Annotated in this window: 19 protein-coding genes; 10 read left to right on the forward strand and 9 right to left on the reverse strand. The window is 65.5% G+C overall.

What is annotated here, in order from left to right:
• The first annotated feature begins 608 nt into the window (after positions 1–608).
• Entirely contained in the window at positions 609–1,670 is a 1,062-nt protein-coding gene (locus LWC34_RS13320; protein ID WP_417448686.1) for an RHS repeat-associated core domain-containing protein, read from the forward strand.
• Positions 1,671–1,718: 48 nt separating this feature from the next.
• Here LWC34_RS13320 and LWC34_RS13325 read toward each other — a convergent pair whose 3' ends face one another.
• Together LWC34_RS13325 and LWC34_RS13330 are read right to left on the reverse strand one after the other, a co-directional pair.
• Positions 1,719–2,372 carry a maleylpyruvate isomerase family mycothiol-dependent enzyme gene (locus LWC34_RS13325; RefSeq protein ID WP_233725363.1) on the reverse strand — a complete coding sequence of 218 codons (654 nt, stop codon included), beginning with the start codon at positions 2,370–2,372 and terminating at the stop codon, positions 1,719–1,721.
• Positions 2,363–2,980: a pyridoxine/pyridoxamine 5'-phosphate oxidase gene (locus tag LWC34_RS13330; RefSeq protein ID WP_233725364.1), complete on the reverse strand. Its 618-nt coding sequence runs from the start codon at positions 2,978–2,980 to the stop codon at positions 2,363–2,365. Before LWC34_RS13330 ends, LWC34_RS13325 begins: the two co-directional genes overlap by 10 nt.
• A gap of 54 nt (positions 2,981–3,034) precedes the next feature.
• Here LWC34_RS13330 and LWC34_RS13335 point away from each other — a divergent pair, with 54 nt between their 5' ends.
• Positions 3,035–3,568, forward strand: a complete 534-nt coding sequence (locus LWC34_RS13335; protein WP_233725365.1) for a CGNR zinc finger domain-containing protein — start codon at positions 3,035–3,037, stop codon at positions 3,566–3,568.
• 29 nt (positions 3,569–3,597) lie between these two features.
• Positions 3,598–4,737, forward strand: coding sequence for an AI-2E family transporter (locus LWC34_RS13340; RefSeq protein WP_233725366.1), 1,140 nt, complete (start codon positions 3,598–3,600; stop codon positions 4,735–4,737).
• A 7-nt stretch (positions 4,738–4,744) separates the two neighbouring features.
• Here the strand turns inward: LWC34_RS13340 and LWC34_RS13345 are convergent, their stop codons facing one another.
• Together LWC34_RS13345 and LWC34_RS13350 are read right to left on the reverse strand one after the other, a co-directional pair.
• Positions 4,745–5,845: a hypothetical protein gene (locus LWC34_RS13345; RefSeq protein WP_233725367.1), complete on the reverse strand. Its 1,101-nt coding sequence runs from the start codon at positions 5,843–5,845 to the stop codon at positions 4,745–4,747.
• Between the two features lie 10 nt (positions 5,846–5,855).
• Positions 5,856–6,167 carry a cupin domain-containing protein gene (locus tag LWC34_RS13350; RefSeq protein WP_233725368.1) on the reverse strand — a complete coding sequence of 104 codons (312 nt, stop codon included), beginning with the start codon at positions 6,165–6,167 and terminating at the stop codon, positions 5,856–5,858.
• A 71-nt stretch (positions 6,168–6,238) separates the two neighbouring features.
• Here LWC34_RS13350 and LWC34_RS13355 point away from each other — a divergent pair, with 71 nt between their 5' ends.
• A complete protein-coding gene (locus tag LWC34_RS13355; RefSeq protein WP_233725369.1) occupies positions 6,239–7,180 on the forward strand; it encodes a GlxA family transcriptional regulator in 942 nt (313 codons plus the stop codon).
• On the opposite strand, the gene LWC34_RS13360 is transcribed toward LWC34_RS13355, so the two are convergent.
• Entirely contained in the window at positions 7,170–7,943 is a 774-nt protein-coding gene (locus tag LWC34_RS13360; protein ID WP_233725370.1) for a class I SAM-dependent methyltransferase, read from the reverse strand. The two genes, LWC34_RS13355 and LWC34_RS13360, sit on opposite strands and share 11 nt — an antisense overlap.
• Before the next feature lie 53 nt (positions 7,944–7,996).
• Between LWC34_RS13360 and LWC34_RS13365 the strand changes: the two genes are divergently transcribed.
• Positions 7,997–8,539: a CGNR zinc finger domain-containing protein gene (locus LWC34_RS13365; protein WP_233725371.1), complete on the forward strand. Its 543-nt coding sequence runs from the start codon at positions 7,997–7,999 to the stop codon at positions 8,537–8,539.
• Between the two features lie 65 nt (positions 8,540–8,604).
• On the forward strand, positions 8,605–8,952 hold the full coding sequence (locus tag LWC34_RS13370) for an STAS domain-containing protein (RefSeq protein WP_233725372.1): 348 nt from the start codon (positions 8,605–8,607) through the stop codon (positions 8,950–8,952).
• Positions 8,953–8,972: 20 nt separating this feature from the next.
• Here the strand turns inward: LWC34_RS13370 and LWC34_RS13375 are convergent, their stop codons facing one another.
• Complete coding sequence (locus LWC34_RS13375) at positions 8,973–9,683, reverse strand: AMP-binding protein (protein WP_233725373.1); 711 nt, start codon at positions 9,681–9,683, stop codon at positions 8,973–8,975.
• Positions 9,684–9,812: 129 nt separating this feature from the next.
• Here LWC34_RS13375 and LWC34_RS13380 point away from each other — a divergent pair, with 129 nt between their 5' ends.
• The 4 genes from LWC34_RS13380 (at position 9,813) to LWC34_RS13395 (ending at position 13,120) form a co-directional block, all read left to right on the forward strand.
• Positions 9,813–10,226 carry a hypothetical protein gene (locus LWC34_RS13380; RefSeq protein WP_233725374.1) on the forward strand — a complete coding sequence of 138 codons (414 nt, stop codon included), beginning with the start codon at positions 9,813–9,815 and terminating at the stop codon, positions 10,224–10,226.
• 58 nt (positions 10,227–10,284) lie between these two features.
• Positions 10,285–10,767, forward strand: a complete 483-nt coding sequence (locus tag LWC34_RS13385) for a hypothetical protein (RefSeq protein WP_233725375.1) — start codon at positions 10,285–10,287, stop codon at positions 10,765–10,767.
• Positions 10,767–11,942, forward strand: coding sequence for an MAB_1171c family putative transporter (locus LWC34_RS13390; RefSeq protein ID WP_233725376.1), 1,176 nt, complete (start codon positions 10,767–10,769; stop codon positions 11,940–11,942). Before LWC34_RS13385 ends, LWC34_RS13390 begins: the two co-directional genes overlap by 1 nt.
• Before the next feature lie 257 nt (positions 11,943–12,199).
• On the forward strand, positions 12,200–13,120 hold the full coding sequence (locus LWC34_RS13395) for a hypothetical protein (RefSeq protein WP_233725377.1): 921 nt from the start codon (positions 12,200–12,202) through the stop codon (positions 13,118–13,120).
• A gap of 182 nt (positions 13,121–13,302) precedes the next feature.
• Here LWC34_RS13395 and LWC34_RS13400 read toward each other — a convergent pair whose 3' ends face one another.
• From LWC34_RS13400 to LWC34_RS13410, 3 genes are all read right to left on the reverse strand, one after another.
• Positions 13,303–13,875: a hypothetical protein gene (locus LWC34_RS13400; protein WP_233725378.1), complete on the reverse strand. Its 573-nt coding sequence runs from the start codon at positions 13,873–13,875 to the stop codon at positions 13,303–13,305.
• Complete coding sequence (locus LWC34_RS13405) at positions 13,872–15,008, reverse strand: sugar efflux transporter (RefSeq protein WP_233725379.1); 1,137 nt, start codon at positions 15,006–15,008, stop codon at positions 13,872–13,874. The genes LWC34_RS13400 and LWC34_RS13405 overlap by 4 nt, the downstream gene beginning before the upstream one ends.
• 109 nt (positions 15,009–15,117) lie before the next feature.
• Positions 15,118–16,149, reverse strand: coding sequence for an LLM class flavin-dependent oxidoreductase (locus tag LWC34_RS13410; protein ID WP_233726431.1), 1,032 nt, complete (start codon positions 16,147–16,149; stop codon positions 15,118–15,120).
• Positions 16,150–16,177: the final 28 nt, after the last annotated feature.

The raw sequence follows: 16,177 nt of genomic DNA on the forward strand, positions 1-16,177 counted from the left end.
AGTACGACGCTGCTGGCAGGCCGAAGACTGTGACGGTCAGCGGCGGCATCGGCGATGCCGTACCGGTGCAGACCACCGAGTACGACTCGGTTACCGGCAAGGTCTCGAAGAGGACTTCGCCGACCGGTGGCACGATTACCGAGACGTACGACAAACTCGGCCGGAAGGTGTCCTACACGGACGCCGACAATGGGGTCACCCGCACCGAGTACGACCGTCTCGACCGACCGGTGAAGGAAACCGACTCGGTGCCGTCGACCAAGACGTTCGCCTACGACCACGCGGCCGAACCACGTGGGTTGGCGACGTCGATGACCGACTCGGTGGCCGGTACGTTCGGCGCCAAGTACGACGCTGACGGTTCGGTGAGCGAGGAGCGGCTGCCTGGCGGGTTCACCATGCGGGAGCGGACGGACGCGTCCGGCTCCGCTTTCGCGCGGACCTACACCCGCGACTCCGACGGAAAGCTCCTGCTGTCCGACGGTGTGGTCGAGTCAGTGCACGGCCAGTGGCTTGAGCACAGTGGTGCGCCTGGCGAGTTCTCCAGCCAGAAGTATCGCTACGACAAGACAGGCAGGTTGGTCGAGACTGCCGACACGTATGGCCAGATGTGCATACGCCGGGTCTACGGGTTCGACAACAACGCCAACCGCACCTCGCTTCGGACCGTGTCCGGCGCACCGGGTGCGGCGTGCCCGGCGGACGGCGGCACAACCGTCACGTCTGCCTTCGACTCGGCGGACCGCCTTGTCGACCCCGGCTACGTCTACGACGCCTTCGGGCGCGCGTCGGCTCAGCCGGACGGCATAGCGAACACGTTCTACGCCAACGACTTGGTGAAGTCGCAGACCACTGCGACGGACCGGCAGGTGTGGACGCTCGACGCGGCGCACCGGTTCCGTTCGTGGACGACGGAAGCCAAGCAAGAGGATGGCACGTGGCTCAACACTGGCAAGAAGCTCAATCACTACGACAGTGATGAGGATTCGCCACGCTGGATCGTGGAGAACGAAACCGGTGAGGTGAGCCGGAATGTGAGCTCGCTCGGCGGTGACCTCGGTGCGACGACGAGTGCGGCTGGCGATGTTCAACTGCAATTGGCGAACCTGCACGACGATGTGAGCCTCGTGCTGCCGTTGGATGTGGCGCAGGCGCCGACCGTGTCGGATTCGGACGAGTTCGGCAACATCCGGCCGGGTCTGCCGAATCAGCGTTATGGCTGGCTCGGGGCGAAGCAAAGGTCAGCGGAGACGGTGACCGGGGTGACGCTGATGGGTGTTCGGCTGTACGACCCGAAGCTGGGCAGGTTCCTGTCGATCGACCCGGTCGAAGGCGGAAGCCTGAACAACTACGAGTACTCCGGCGCGGACCCGGTCAACAACGTCGACCTCGACGGCAGGTGGTGGCGTAAGGCAGGAGGACTGGCCAAAAAATGGGCGGGCGCAGCGGCCCGTCGCTGGGCCTTCGGGTACATCGGCAACTATGTGTACTGCCGGGTCAAGACGGGTCGGAACATCCGGGGCTGCCTGAAATGGTCCCTTACTCCCTGGTACAGGCATCTGGGGAAATGGGCCTACAAGAAGACGCGTCAAGGTTTCCGGAATTTGCGGTACGCCTACAACAAACACAAGAACAAGATCCGAGGTGGGCGTTGGCTGCCCCGATGGTGAGGTGAGGTAAGTGGCCGGGGTGGTCGTGGCCGCCCCGGCCACACAGCCTCAAGGCCATGGGCCCAGTTCGGTCGGCCGAGTGACCGTGACACCGTCGTCGCCGCGTCCAGCGAGCCATGCGGCGATGTCCGGTAGGTCACCGGCCACTCGTACCGGCTCGCCTACGCCCAGTGTCCTGTCGGGCAGCACGAGGCTGATGCCCGGCGGGACACGCGGGGCCATGAAATCGATGATGTAGTCGCAGAACTCCGGCGACCACGCCACCGGCCCGAGGTTGAGATCCGCACTGTGGATCTCAACCTCGCGCCACCTGGCCAGGAAGGTACCTTCAAGGGTGCCGTCCCGGTACTTCACCGGACGTGCCCAATCCTCCGGACCCACTGCGGCCCAGGTGGTTTCGAGGTCCTTGGCGGACTGGACCACCTCGTCGACCAAGACGCTGGCCGGGCGGCTGGATCCGGCTTCGATGTCGGCGGCCCGGCGCGGCAGGCCGCCGTCGTACATGTCGACCAGCTTGCCATCGAGGGCATACGATGCCTGACGTTTCAGGGCTTTCGCGTGTTCGGCCAGGTGCGTCAGCACGTGCCCGCGCGACCAGCCTGGCAACGCGGAATCCGCTCGTGTCTGGGAATCGGTGAGACCGGCGATCAGGTTGGCAAGGCGGGCATGGCCCGCGAAGATCACGTTGAGGTTCACGGCCATAGCGGTGTCCGCTCCCATCCATCGTGGGCCGAGGTGTAGCGCAGCCTGGCGTGGTTGCGGCCAGGATCTCCTTGCCAGAACTCCACTTCCGACGCCTTGACGCCGTACAGCCGCCACTCTGGACACTCGGTTGTCGGGGCCGCCGGTGCACGGTCGAGCAACGGCTTGCTCTGGTTGCCCAGCGCCGCTGCGGCACGAGCGGAAGGCGAGCGCTCAAGGAAGTCCTGGGTACCGTCGGCTGTGATCACGGCGCCGCGGATCCGGACTTGGCGGCCGAACGCGGGCCAGTAGAACGTCAGGGCCGCGTGGGGTGTCGCGGTGAGCTGCCTGCCTTTGGGGCTCAGGGAGTGGGTGGAGAACCACCACGTGGCTTCAGCGAGGTCCTTCAAGATCAACACGCGGGCATCGGGGCGGCCATGACCATCAACGGTAGACAAGGTCATCGCGTGCGGCTCGCGGAGACCTGCGTCGATCACCTCGGTGAACCATGCCATGAACTGGGCAGTCGGGTCCGCGGCGGCTTGCGAGATGTCGAACGTTGGCAGGGGAGGCGCCTGGGACGGCAGCCCTCGAAGCGTCGATCTAATGGAGTTCGCGACCAAGCCCATTAGCCGACCGTATCTCACATGGGGTACGCCGGGGAAGTCCATTAGACTGTGGTCATGTCCGCACTCGCCCTGCAGTTGGCGTCGACGATCAGGCACGACGGCCACGGCGGAGTGGCCGACGACCTGGCCACCGAGCAGGGATTCCGGCAGTGGGTCCGTGCGCACGTCGGCGACCTGGACGCAGACCGCGAACAGGTCGTCGCGTTGCGACGGGCGGTCCGGTCGTTGTTCGCGTACGCCGTCAGACCTGGTGAGCCCAGCAAAGCCGACGCGAACAGGCTCCTTGACCCACAGACGGCCTTGGCGCAGGTGAACGCAGCCGCAGGAGCCGTACGGCCGCAGCTGGATTGGCCAGAAGACGGCGAACCCATCCTGCGGTACGAGAGCGGCGGCGTGCTTGCCACGTTGGCGCGTGCCGCGATCGAGTTCCTCGCCAGCGACGACCGCGCCAAGCTACGCGCGTGCCCGGCGCCGCGGTGCGTGCGGTACTTCGTCAAGGACCACCCGCAGCAGGAGTGGTGCAAGCCGTCGTGTGGCAACCGGGCGCGGGTGGCTCGCTACTACAAGCGCAAGATCGAATCGGTTTAGGTCCGGGCCCGTCAGGGCAGCCCGAATCTGTGGAGAGTGCGCGGAATTCGGTACCACGGCTGCTGCGTGTCACAGCCGCGTTGAGTTGGCGGATCGTGGCCGTCGCGGCGGCGTTGTACGTTCTCGGCCATGTTGTCGGTTTTCTCGCGCCTGTCGTTGTGCCGCTTGCGATCGCGTTGCTGTTGGCCGCGTTGCTGGCGCCAGCGGTCTCCTTCTTGGTACGGCATCGGGTCCCGCGTGGCCTAGCGGTTGCCATTGTCGTCATCGGCGGTCTTGCGATCTTCGGCGGGTTGCTGACGTTCGTGATCACCACGTTCGTCAATGGCCTTCCGGCTCTGCGAACCCAGCTTTCGCAGAGTGTGGAAACCATCTCTGCCTGGCTGACCAACGGGCCGCTGCACCTGAGCGACGCCCAACTGCAGCGGTTCCTCGATGGGATCGTCACGGCCGTAGCCGGAAACCAGAGCGAGATCACCAGCGGGGCGTTGAACACCGCGCTGACCATCGGCGAAGGCCTCGCGCAGATGCTGCTTGTGCTCTTCTCCCTGATCTTCCTGCTCTACGACGGCCAGGGCATCTGGGGATTCCTGATGCGCGGCGTCCCCAACGGCCACCGCACCCGCGTGGACGTCGCCGGTCGTCGGGGACTGGCCGCGCTCGTCAGCTACGTCCGAGCCACCGTCGCAGTGGCCACAGTGGACGCTGTGGGTATCGGCATCGGGTTGTTCGTGCTCGGTGTTCCGCTGGCTTTTCCCTTGTCGGCGTTGGTGTTCATCGGTGCGTTCGTCCCCATTGTCGGTGCCGTGGTCGCTGGTGCAGCCGCGGTGTTGATCGCGTTGGTGGCCAATGGTCCGCTGGACGCGCTGATCCTGCTTGCCATCGTGATCGCGGTGCAGCAACTCGAAGGGCACGTCCTGCAGCCATTGTTGCTTGGCAGGGCGGTGAAGCTGCATCCACTGGCGGTCGTGCTGGTGATCTCGGCAGGCGTTGTGACGGCGGGAATCACGGGCGCGCTGCTCGCGGTTCCGCTGCTCGCCGTCCTGAACTCCGGGATCAGGTCACTGCGCAGCGACGCCGACGAACACGTCAAACCGGAAGACGTGAAAACCAGTGAGCCGGAAGAATCCGGCCCCGACGAACCCGGGCTGGACAAACACGAAGCGCCCTAGGATCGGTTCACGAGATGGTCGACCCGCTGACCGTGGGTTTCTCCGCAGTGCCTAGGTAGAAGATCCCTTTGATCGTCTCGAACCCGTCGCTGCGGTTGCGGCGCAGCGTGGATCCCTCGATCGTCATCGATCCGCTGCGATCGTTGCTGACGAAGAACACCGCGCCGCCGCCTTCGTTGGCATGGTTGTCCTCCACAATGGACCCTGCGATGCGGACGGTGAACTTGTCGCCGTCCGTGTAGATCGCGCCGCCGCTTCCGCCGCCCGGGGTGCCCGCCCGCGCCGGATTCGCGCCGCGGCCGACGGCTTTGTTCTTGCGTAAAACGCTGTTAAGGACGATGAAGGTCACGTGCAAGCCACTCAGCGCGCCGCCGTTGGCGCATGAACCGTCCTCGAACGTGCTGCCCACGACGTACACAGGCGCGCTGCGCGCCTGGTTGACGCGCAACCCCGCTCCGCCAAGGTCAGGACCGTTGGCGGCACACCGGTTGTTGTAGAACTGGGTATTGACGACACGGACCTTGCCTCCACGCACGTACACCGCGCCACCGCCGTCATCGGTCGCCGAATTGCCGCCGGTGAACGAGATGTTCTGCAGCACGAGTTGCGGGCCGCTCTGATTTGGCACGTCCATCACGAGGATCTGGCGCTTGCCGCCGCCGTTCAGCGTGACCCGTCCGCCGCCATCGAGCACGATCTTGGGGCTTGCCTTGACTTTCGCGGTCTCGTTCATCGTGATGGTCACTGGCGCGGGGCCGCAGGAGAACGTGATTACCCCACCGGCCGCGACTGTCGTGACCACCGCCTGGGAGGTGCAGCTTCCCGGAGTGCCGTCCCCGATGACGCGAGTGGGTCTCGAGGTGTCCTCGGCCCGAGCCTCAGCTGGAACGGCGGCTTTTCCAGCCGGATTGCCGAACTGGGCTGGCGGCGGCGCCGGGGCAGGAGCGGCCGAGGTCGTTGTGGTGGTGGTAGTTGTGGTTGGCGGAACCGAAACAGTGGTTGTGATCGGTGTTTCGGAAGGTGGCGCGGGAACGCTGATCCCCGTCGTTGTCGTGGCGCAGCCGCCAAGCATCGCGAGCGATGCCAAGGCGGCTAACGGACGAAGCATGGCGGAGACTCTAACCCTCCGGGTAGAACACGAACAGCACACAGCCGGTCTTGCTTTGCGGGATGTGCCACGAACCGGCGGGCGCGTGAATGAACGTCCCGGCCGGATAGTCCGTGAAGCCGTCGTTGAACACGCCACTGACCACGTAGACCTCTTCCGGGCCTGGTTCGTGCACGTCCTTGCCCTCCCAGCATGCCCCCGCGTCGATCTCCACGACGTTCGCGCTGGCCCCGTCCGGTCCTGTCCAGAGTGGACGAAGCCGGATGCCGGGGAACAACTCGCGGGTCGGTGCGTCGGCGACAACGGTCGATTCGAAATCCATGCCACCAGCTTTCCCGCGGCGGCCGAAGTCCGGCCAGTGTCAGAAAAGACATCCTTGGGTACTTTATTGCCATGCATCGTGTGGTCGCCCTCGTCCATCCGACCCAGTCGACCTTCGAGCTCGGCTGTGCCGCCGAGGTGTTCGGGATCGAACGGGACTGCCTGACGCGGCACTACGAATTCCGGATCTGCACCGAGAAACCCGGTCCCGTCCCGACAACCGCGGGCTTCGACTTGGTGGTGACCGATGGACTGTCCGCATTGGACAAGGCGGACACCGTGATCCTGTCCGGCAGGCGCCCGATCGACGCGCCACTGACACCCGCGGTACTGAAAGCGTTGAAACGCGCACATAAGCGTGGCTGTCGGATTGTCACGATCTGCACGGGCGCGTTCGCCCTGGCGCAGACCGGGTTGCTCGACAACCGCCGCGCGACAACCCATTGGGCTCGCACCGAATACCTGCGCGAGCTCTTCCCGAAGGTCCAGGTCGATACGGACGTGCTCTACATCGACCACGGCGACGTCGCGACCAGCGCGGGTGCGGGCGCCGGGGTCGACCTGCTGCTGCACTTGGTTCGCAATGACCTCGGCGCCGCGCATTCGGTGCACCTGGCGCGGCACATGGTGTTGCCACCACACCGCGAAGGCGGTCAGACGCAGTACGCGGCCGACCTGCCGATCGCGCAACCCGACCAATCGCTCGGTCGCCTGCTGGAATGGGTCTCCGACCGGCTGGGCCAACCGCTGAGTGTCGAGGACATGGCCGCGTACCTGCAGGTCTCGCCGCGGACCCTGGCGAGACGGTTCGACGAACAACTCGGCACCAGCCCCGGCCGCTGGTTGTTGGCCCAACGCATCATCGCGACCAGGGCGTTGCTGGAGGAGACGGAACTGTCGGTCGAGGCCATCGCCCACCGGGTCGGCCTGGCCTCAGCTACCAACCTGCGCAGGCGATTCGTCGCCGCCGTGCGGACGACTCCGGCCGCCTACCGCCGGGCATTCAAGCCTTGATCGCCACGAGGACATGGTCGTCGCCGACCTGCCACAGCGGCGCCACGCTCCCGAAACCCGCCGCCCGCAAGGCATCCGCCTGTCCGGCGACGGTAAGCGTGCTCTCGGTGTGCTCGCCGGTCTTGGCCTTGCGCTCGATCCAGGCCTGCGCGAGCTCCAACAACTCAGGCGAGCTGTTGACGGCTTCCCACCACGCGCCCCACTCCTCGTTGTCCAGCACGCCGACACGCTCGGCCCTGCGACGCCGGACGACCTCGGCCAGCTTGTCCAGCCGTGAGTCGCCGAGCTGGATGTTGTCGCCGTTGATGAAGACGCCGCCCGGCGCCATCAGGCTGCCCAAAGTACGGTAGAGCTCGGTCAACTGGGAGTTGTTCAGCCAGTGCAGTGCCGTGGTCGACACCGCGGCGTTGATCACCGGCGGAACTTCCGCCAGCCACTCACGTTTGCTCAGATCGGCGTCGACCCAGGTGATGCCGGTGTAGTGGGCGCGGGCGAGGCCGAGCAGCAGCGGATCGGAGTCGATACCGATGATCGTGGCGTGCGGGAGCCGGTCACGCAGCCGCGCGGCCAGCGAGCCTGGCCCGCAGCCCAGATCGAGGATCACCGGCTCGGCCACGCCGTCCAAGGCCGCCTCGACGATGTCGCACAGCACCGTGAACCGCTCTTCCCGGTCGGCGACGTACCGCTCCTGCTGCGCGTCCCACCGGTCGAGCCAGGTCTGTGCCGCGTCGCTGGTCACCTGCGTCATGATCCACCCCGTCACTGTCGATAAGCTATTGGACAGTGACGCTAGAGGAAGAGAGGGTGACTGGTCAATTGAACTTTGACAGTCACGCGAGTGACGTGGTCGCGGCTGCCGTGCAGGCGGTCAACGTGCTCACGCCCGGAGAAGCCCTAGGGCGGGCATATGCGGCCGACGAGCCCGATGTCAGCGGCCTGGCCGGTGGAGCCGAAGCGGCGGGCAAGGACGTTGACGAGCTGCGCGGCTACGCGAGCAGGCTGCGAGCCATCTTCGAAGCGGTCGACACCGGGCACATCGACCAGGCCTGCGTGGTGACGAACGCCCTGTTGGCCGACACGCAGGCGGTGCCCCGGCTGATCAAGCACGACAACGAGCCGTGGCACATTCACTTCCACGCCGGTTCGGCGAGCTGGGCGCGCGGCTGGGCCGCGTCCATGGCGACCGCGCTGGCGATCGTGCTCGGAAACCCCATGTCAGACCGGCTTGGCGTATGCACGGCGACCGCGTGTGACCGGGTCTTCGTGGACGTGTCACGCAACGGCACGAAGCGGTTCTGCTCGACAGCGTGTCAGAACCGGATCAAGGCCGCGGCGTTCCGTGCGCGAAAGCAGGTTTGATCCACATGCCCTTTGGGGTAACTGCGCTGGCAAGTCCCTGAGAGGCAGAAGGAGCGGGAGAACACGTGGTCGGTGAGCTGCTCGAAGTCAAACCACTGCGGGATGTGTCGGGTGCGCGGCTGCTTGGCCTTGTCGGGGAAGTCGATCTGAGTACGGCGCCCACCCTGGAAAAGGCGATCGGCACCGCGCTCGGCGAGGTGGACGGCAAGAAGCTGATCCTCGACATGACCGGGGTGACCTTCCTTGCGTCGGCAGGGATGTCCGCACTCATCGCGGGCAGGGAACAAGCCGTGGCCAAAGGTGTCGAGATGGTGATCGTGGCGACGCCGACCGGCGCTGCCTACCGGTCGCTGGAGATAGCCGGGCTGATCGAAGTGCTGTCGGTACAGCAGGAGGTCACTCCACCTGTCTGAGTCGGACGCTCCATTGTGGTCTATCGTTCGGTGGCGCCGATCGTCCACTGCGCACCTGTGAGCAGGGCGGGCAGGCCCAGCCGCAGGTGCTCGGTACGGACCTGATCGCCGGTGCCGAGCGAGCCCCGTCTCGCGAGCGTGCGCAGAACCGTGCCGAGGGCGCCACGGGTGTGCTCGACGGTCGTACCCGTCGCGAACGTGACGACAGCCGCCTGATTCGGCGAACACGCCGGAAACTCGTTGAAGCGAACCGGTTCCGCCAACTTCGCGGCCGACAACGCGCCCCGGGGCACCCCGGGCAACCAAGGCCCGGACCGGATGTGCCGGACGTCAAGCTTGCGGTACGAAGGAATGCCCGGGCGTCGAGCGAAGCTCCGGACTCCGGGCACGCCCGTCGCGTACACAATTGACTCGGCCGCCGCCCACGTCGGTTTGACCAGATCCAAGCGGCTCTCGAACATCTCTGGATCGCCATCGGGCTGGAAAGGCACAACTGTGCCACCGGCCGCCACCGTGCCGAGGGCGAGAACGACCGCGCGCACGCCAGGGCGGATCGAGAACAGCATCCGGCTACCGGCCTGGAATCCGTTGTCACGCAGGCGTTGTGCGGTGCCGAGGACACTGGCCAGCAGCTGGCCGTAGGTGATGGTCGTCCGCCGGTCGGTGATGGCTGGACAGGAGCGGTGCGCGCGGGCCGCGTTGAGCACGTCCACAAGCAGATCTGCGGCCACGGTGCTGGTACCACCCCTCGGATTTCTGGAATTCATCCCCTTTCGGCAAGGTTATGCTCCGCTGTCCTTCGAGCGCTTGGGTAGAACTACTCGACAACGGTCCGTGTTCCGTCGAGTACATTGGGCGTGTTGACCTTGATCTGGATGGTTGGGGGTGAGTTCATGCAACGGCCGGAATCCTGGCTCGCCACGGCGGTGAAGTCGTTGCTGGCCGAGAAGTATGGCGGGCGTATCCCTGGGGTACGGAAAATCTCCGCTGATATCGCCGTCGCCAACGGCGGTGACACGATCTCGCATGGCCATGTGCACAACATCCTCACCGGCGAGGCGGAAAACCTGACAGACCGGACACGAGTTCTGCTCGCCCGGTTCTTCGGCAAGCAGCCGTCCTTTTTCCATCCGCCGCAGGAAGACATCGAGCCGAACCAGGATTCGGTGCAAGCCCTCGCGGCCCGGCTGGCCACCTTCGACCAGGCGCAGCTCGATGCGATCAGGACGGCGTTGGACATTGCCTCCGGTCAACGGCGATCCGAGGATCGTTAGACCGATTGGGGGCTTTTATGGCGGTTCGAGTGGTGCTCGGATGAGTCGGCGTTGTTCCATGACCCATGAGACGGTGCAGGCGATGACGTGGAAACAGGCGCGTGCCGAGGCAGTCGAGCTCGCGGCGCGATTGCCGCAGCTGCGGAGACCATGGCGGATCGAGGATCTCTGCACGGCCCTCGCCGCCAAGCGCGGCCGGCCATTGCTGCTGCACGAACTGGATTTGGCGGCGCTGCCGTTCGGCCTTTGGTATTTCGACGGCGACCGTGACCACATCATTTCCCGGGCCGGTGTGACTGGATACCACCGCGACCACATCATCCTGCACGAGATCTGTCATATGCTCGCCGATCACAACGCGGCGCCCGCGACACCGGACGGACTGACCGACGTGATCGCGACGGCGATGGCCAACCCGCACACCACCTCGCACGAGGAACTCGCCGAGGCGTTCGCGACGGTCGTGCTCAAGCAGGCCAGGAAACGCCCGCCCGGTGGGGACTTCGAGCAGCGGGCGTCGGCTGTGTTCGGCGCCGCCTGATGTTCGAGGACATCTCACGATGGGTGATCCTGACCGTCGTCTGGCTCGTCGTGCTGGTCCGTACTCCGGCGATGGTGCGCGACCCGCAGCAACGGCCGTTGTGGGTCGTGCTCGTGGTGGTCGCGCTCGGTGCCATCCCGATCCAGTCGTGGTTCGCCGTCTGGATCGATGACCTCACCGGCGATCCCAAGTTTCACAACCTGTTCCGCGGCTTGTTCGCGGTCCTGGACGCGGCAGTGACATGGCGTTTCGTCGTGCACATCGCGGGACGCAAGGGCACGTGGTGGCATTCCGCTGGCGGGCGCTGGTTCCGCGCGGGCACGGCATGGGCCGTCGCCGCCGCGATCACCATCTGCTACTACGTCGCCGCTCCCGCCGAGCGGTTCCGGCCGTCGCCGGAAGGCCCGTTCGCGGTCTACAACCTCCTGATTTTCCTGTATCTCGGCATCTCGCTTGGCGCCGCGGCGTGGCAGATGTGGCGTCACCTGCCCGGTGTGCGCGGCCGGACTTTGCGCGCGGGCTTGGCTCTCGTGGCGATCGGCAACCTGATGGAGGTGCCGTTCGCGGTGATCCGCGTGGGTGAACGGCTGACGTGGTTCGGCTCGCCGGTGCTCAGCGATGTCGCGTTCTACGCGTCCACCGCCCGGTTCATCATGGTGCCGTTGGGTTGTGTGGTGGCCGCGTTCGAACCGATGCGGACCGCGGTGCTGTACTACTTCCGGCGAATCCGGCTGTATTCCTTGTGGCGTTCGCTCAGGGCCGCGACGCCGGAAATCTCGTTGGCCGAACCGATGTCCCGGTGGCAGGACATCCGCACGATGGACAACGCCTGGGAACGGCTGCACCGGCGCATCATCGAAATCCGCGACAGCGCATTCCACCTCTATGACTCATGGGGTTGGCCGGAACTGCTCGACCAAGCCGCGCACGACGCCAAAAACGAGCGAATTGGTGTCACGGCGCGGTGGCTCGAAGTCGCCACCCGGGAAAGTATCGCCGGTTCGCCGAAACGATATCGATCTCTCGACAAGGCATTCCTGCCCGCTTTGGCGGCCGAAGAGTCCACTGTGCACGAGGAGACCCGTTATCTGCTCGAGTTGCACCGTGCGCTCCGATCGCCTGCGGTACAAGCTTTTGCCAGTTCGGTACGGCAGGATTCAGCCGCCGGTCATTAGTGTCTACTTGATGTCCATCGCACTTGACGCAGGGTCACGCGCGTCGGTAGTGTCCGATCCGCGACGGAGCAGTTTCCCGCCGGCTGACACCCGAGTGAAAATGACGGTTACCGAAAGCTCGAGTGCGACGTTTTCGCTCGGAGGCACGCACTGGGGGTGCCTCCGAGCGTGACGCCGCAACCGCGAAACGGGTGAATTCACCGATCGTTTGTCGCTGCCGTTGATGCTGTCGGTACCTGCGCGTAGCGTCACTGGATGTGACCAGCTTTGATCATGCCGAAGCCGAGGTTCATCGTCTGATCAAGGACTACACCGGGATATTGCCGCGGGCCCGGCTCAGTCAGCTGACCGGCGCCTCGGCGATGCTGAGCGATCAGCTCGCCCACGAAACCCGGCAGGCCAAGGTACGCGACTTGCACGCCCTGGCGGGCCGCCTCGGCGTCTTACTCGCCTACACCCGGCAAGATCTCGGCGACGCAGGCGAAGGCGGTCGTCAGGCGAAGCTGGCCGGGCAACACGCGGCCTTGGCAGGTCACGATGAGCTACGAGTGCACGCGAAGACCGTGCACGCCAACATCCTGTTCTGGCACGAGAAGCCAGCCGCCGCATTGGCCTTGGTCGAGCCCGAGTTGCCGACGGCGCCAGCGGCAAGGCAGGCCGGTCTGCTCTACAACCAAGCGCGCGCCTTGGCGGCCATTGGCAACCGTGACGGTGCCTTGGAGGCGCTCGTCCAAGCGCAGGGCTACGTCGACCTTGCGCCATCGGACTCGTTGTGGGGTGGGACGTCCTTCGAGTGGCGCCCGGCGTCCGGCTTGCTGCTGGCGGCATCGACCCATGTGCGGCTCGGCAACGGGGCCGCGGCGGCTGAACTGGCCGAGCAGTGCCTCGTGGCGTACCAGTCGCGGCCACGCGGCGAGAAGCCGAGCAACGCGGATGTCCGCGCGTTGCTGGAATTGATCGCTGCCCGGGTGCTCACCGAAGATCTCGACGCCGCCGCCGAAGCACTACGTCCGGTTTGCGAGCTTGAACCGGAACGCCGGACCGAAAGACTTGTCCGGCGGGTGGAGTTCGTAGAGCGCACAGTGGCCGCGTCTCGCTTCGCGCACACGCCCGAAGCACGCGCTCTGGTCGAGCAGACGCGGGATTTCACGCGTCACACGCTGCGGGGCCTGAAATAAAAAAGGGTGTCGCGCTCAACCAGCCTGGGGGTTACCGGGAGCGCGACACTGATGAAACGGTATCCCCACAGACGGTTCTTGTCCACTCCCTAGCGATCACCGGTCCGTCACAGTTTTCAACGGACCCTTCTGACCTGTGCGAAGCGCTGGCAGAAAGTAGCCATCCACCCTCATAGCGCCCCTTAGTGAAACGATTCGATGGCCGCGAGAGCCAATGCGATCGATTGCCTGGCTTGTGTCCAACTGCGGACGAAGGGGAACGATTCAACCGCGTCGCGCGGCTTCGATGTAGGAAGCGATGTTCCGGGCGTCCGGGATCTGAACCAGCTGCATCCGCCGGTGCGTCGCACCGGGCCCCCGAAACGCCACAGCACCGCCTGAGCCACCGCGCTCGGCGGCCCGAAGCTCACGGTTCCCACGCCACTGGCGCGTTGCTGATTAACCACCGGGGCGGCAAGGAGGCTCAGTGCGACCTCCTCGACGCCCTTGCTGCTTCGGGTGAGCACCCGTTGGTTGGTGAGCACATACGTGACTGCGATCGATCGCTTACGGACGAGGAACAGCGCCACTGGCAGGCAAGCGATCAACGAGAAGGACGCTGCGGCCGTGCCAAGGAAGACGATCGCGAAGCCGAGGCAGTAGAGCAAGAACAGGCAAGCGGCGCCGTCGATCCAGTCGATCGGTGCCTGGCGGGCAGGTTTGCCCGTCCAGAGCACCTTTTCGCCGCTGTGCAGTACTCCCGCGCCGAGACTCATGCCCGGGCTATCGCACCTCGCTTGCGGCCGAGGAACAGCGCGGCGATGCCGAGCGCGGACACGATCAGGCTCATCAGGTACGCCGAGCGGTAGCCGATATCGGACGCCAGACCCAGCAGCGGCCCAGCGAGCATGATCCCGACGGTCAGCGTGTTGGTGTACAAAGTGGTCGCGAAACCGGGCCGATTCGGTGCCAGCGACTGGAAGTACGTGATGCCGGTACCCATCACCGCGGAGATCACGATCGCACTGAGGACCTGCAGCAGCAGGATCTGCCACACGGCACTGGTCATCACCATCAGGCCTTGGTACACCAACGCGACCGAGCCGCCGAGTATGACGATCATGCGCTGGTCGTATTTGACCGCCAGCGCGCCGAACCACAGGATCAGCGGGATCTCCAGCGCCGCGCACAGGCCGAGGACAAGCCCGGCGTCACCGGCGCTGCCGTGCAGGACGTTGGTGATGTACAGCGGCATCGCGCTCACGCCGAGCCCGGAAGCCCCTTGCAGCAGCACGAAACCGATACTCGCGAAGATCACCTGCCGGTTGAGCAGCCCGCCCTCGCCGTCTTCGCTCTTGACCTGAGCCTGCATGCCGAGTTCAGGCAGACGGATCGTCACCGCCGCCACGATCAGGTAGAACACGGTTGAGGCGACGAACAGCCCGGTGAAGCCGTACGCGGAGACGATCACGCCAGCCAACGGCGGGCCGCCGACCCACGCCAGCGACAGCACCGTGCGCAGGATGCTGACAACGAACGGTGCCTTCGTGGCGTTGGTGCGTTCCGTCGACTGCCGTCCGTACGCGAATGTCTGCGCGAGCAATGACCCTGCGATCGCGAGCAACGTGACGGACGTGCCGAGCAGTATCCAGTAGTTACGGACGACGATGAACAGCGCCATCCCTGCGGCACCGGAGATTGCTCCGATCACCAACAGGTTTCGCCGGACCGCGCGTGCGTCCGACAGCCGGCCGAGCAGGGTGCCGACGATGAGCCCGGCCACCGGCGAGACGAACATGAAGCTGCCGAGGGCGGCCGGGCTCGCCTTGACCTCGTTGGTCAGGAACAGCCCCATGAACGGCATCGTCAGCGACATCGCGGTGCCGACGAACAGGGTCACCGTCGCCATCGGGAGGAGGGTTCGGAAACGGAGCGGGGATGGGATCACGCTCGCAGTAGTCACCCGATCATCCCTACTGGACCGATGCCCGCTGGTCCACACCATTTAGCCGATTCAGTCAGCTGAACTCGGCCTTCACCTGGGGAAGGACCTCGGTACCGAGCAGCTCGATGGCATTCATCACAACCGGATGTGGCACGCCGGACCAGTCCATCTGCATGGCGTACCGGTCCGCGCCGACGAGCTTGCCGACCGTGATCAACCGGTCCGCGATCTCCTGCGGGCTGCCGACCAGAAGCGAGTTCGCGTCCCTCGCGTACTCGTCGTAGTGCGCCCGCGTCGGCAACGGCCAGCCGCGCGCCTTGGAGCCGTACTTCATGGTTTCCATCCAGTACGGGAAGAACGTCTCCTTGGCATCTTGGGAGTTCTTGGAGATCAAACCGACCCCGCCCATGGTGACGTGCAGGTCCTCCGGCGCGTGCTCGCCCGCCTCACCGGCCCGGCGATACAGGTCGACCAGTGGCTTGAACCGCTCCGGCTGGCCGCCGATCACCGCGTACACCACCGGAAGCCCCAGCAATCCGGTGCGGATCGACGATTCAGGATTGCCGCCCGTGCCGATCGAGATCCGCAGTCGGCGGTTGTACGGCCTCGGCAGCACGCGGACGTTCTCCAGTGGCTCACGGAACTTGCCGGACCACGTGATCGGGTCTTGGCGGTCGAGGTGCAGCAGCAGGGCCAGCTTCTCCTCGAACAGTTCGTCGTAGTCCTCGAGCTTGGCGCCGAAGAGGGGGAACGACTCGGTGAACGAACCACGTCCAGCGAGCAGTTCGGCACGCCCGCGGCTGAGTTGGTCGAGCGTGGTGAACTGCTGGTAGACCCGGACCGGGTCCTCGGTGCTCAGCACGGTCACCGCGCTGGAGAGCGTGATGTTCTCGGTGACGCTCGCGGCCGCCGCCAGAACCGTGCCTGGATTGGAGATGGCGAAGTTCTCCAGGTGGTGCTCGCCGAGGCCGTAGAAGGACAGACCGAGTTCGTCGGCGAGTTTGATCCGCTCGATGGTCTGTGCGAGCGTGTCGGCCACCGAAACCTGCTCGCCGGTGGTCGGGTCAGGTGTGCGGTCGCCGAAACTGTAGATGCCAAGCTCCATGGCTGTCGTCAACAAGTAAGAATCGGTG

Source organism: Kibdelosporangium philippinense (assembly GCF_021390435.2).
Lineage (GTDB): Bacteria > Actinomycetota > Actinomycetes > Mycobacteriales > Pseudonocardiaceae > Kibdelosporangium > Kibdelosporangium philippinense.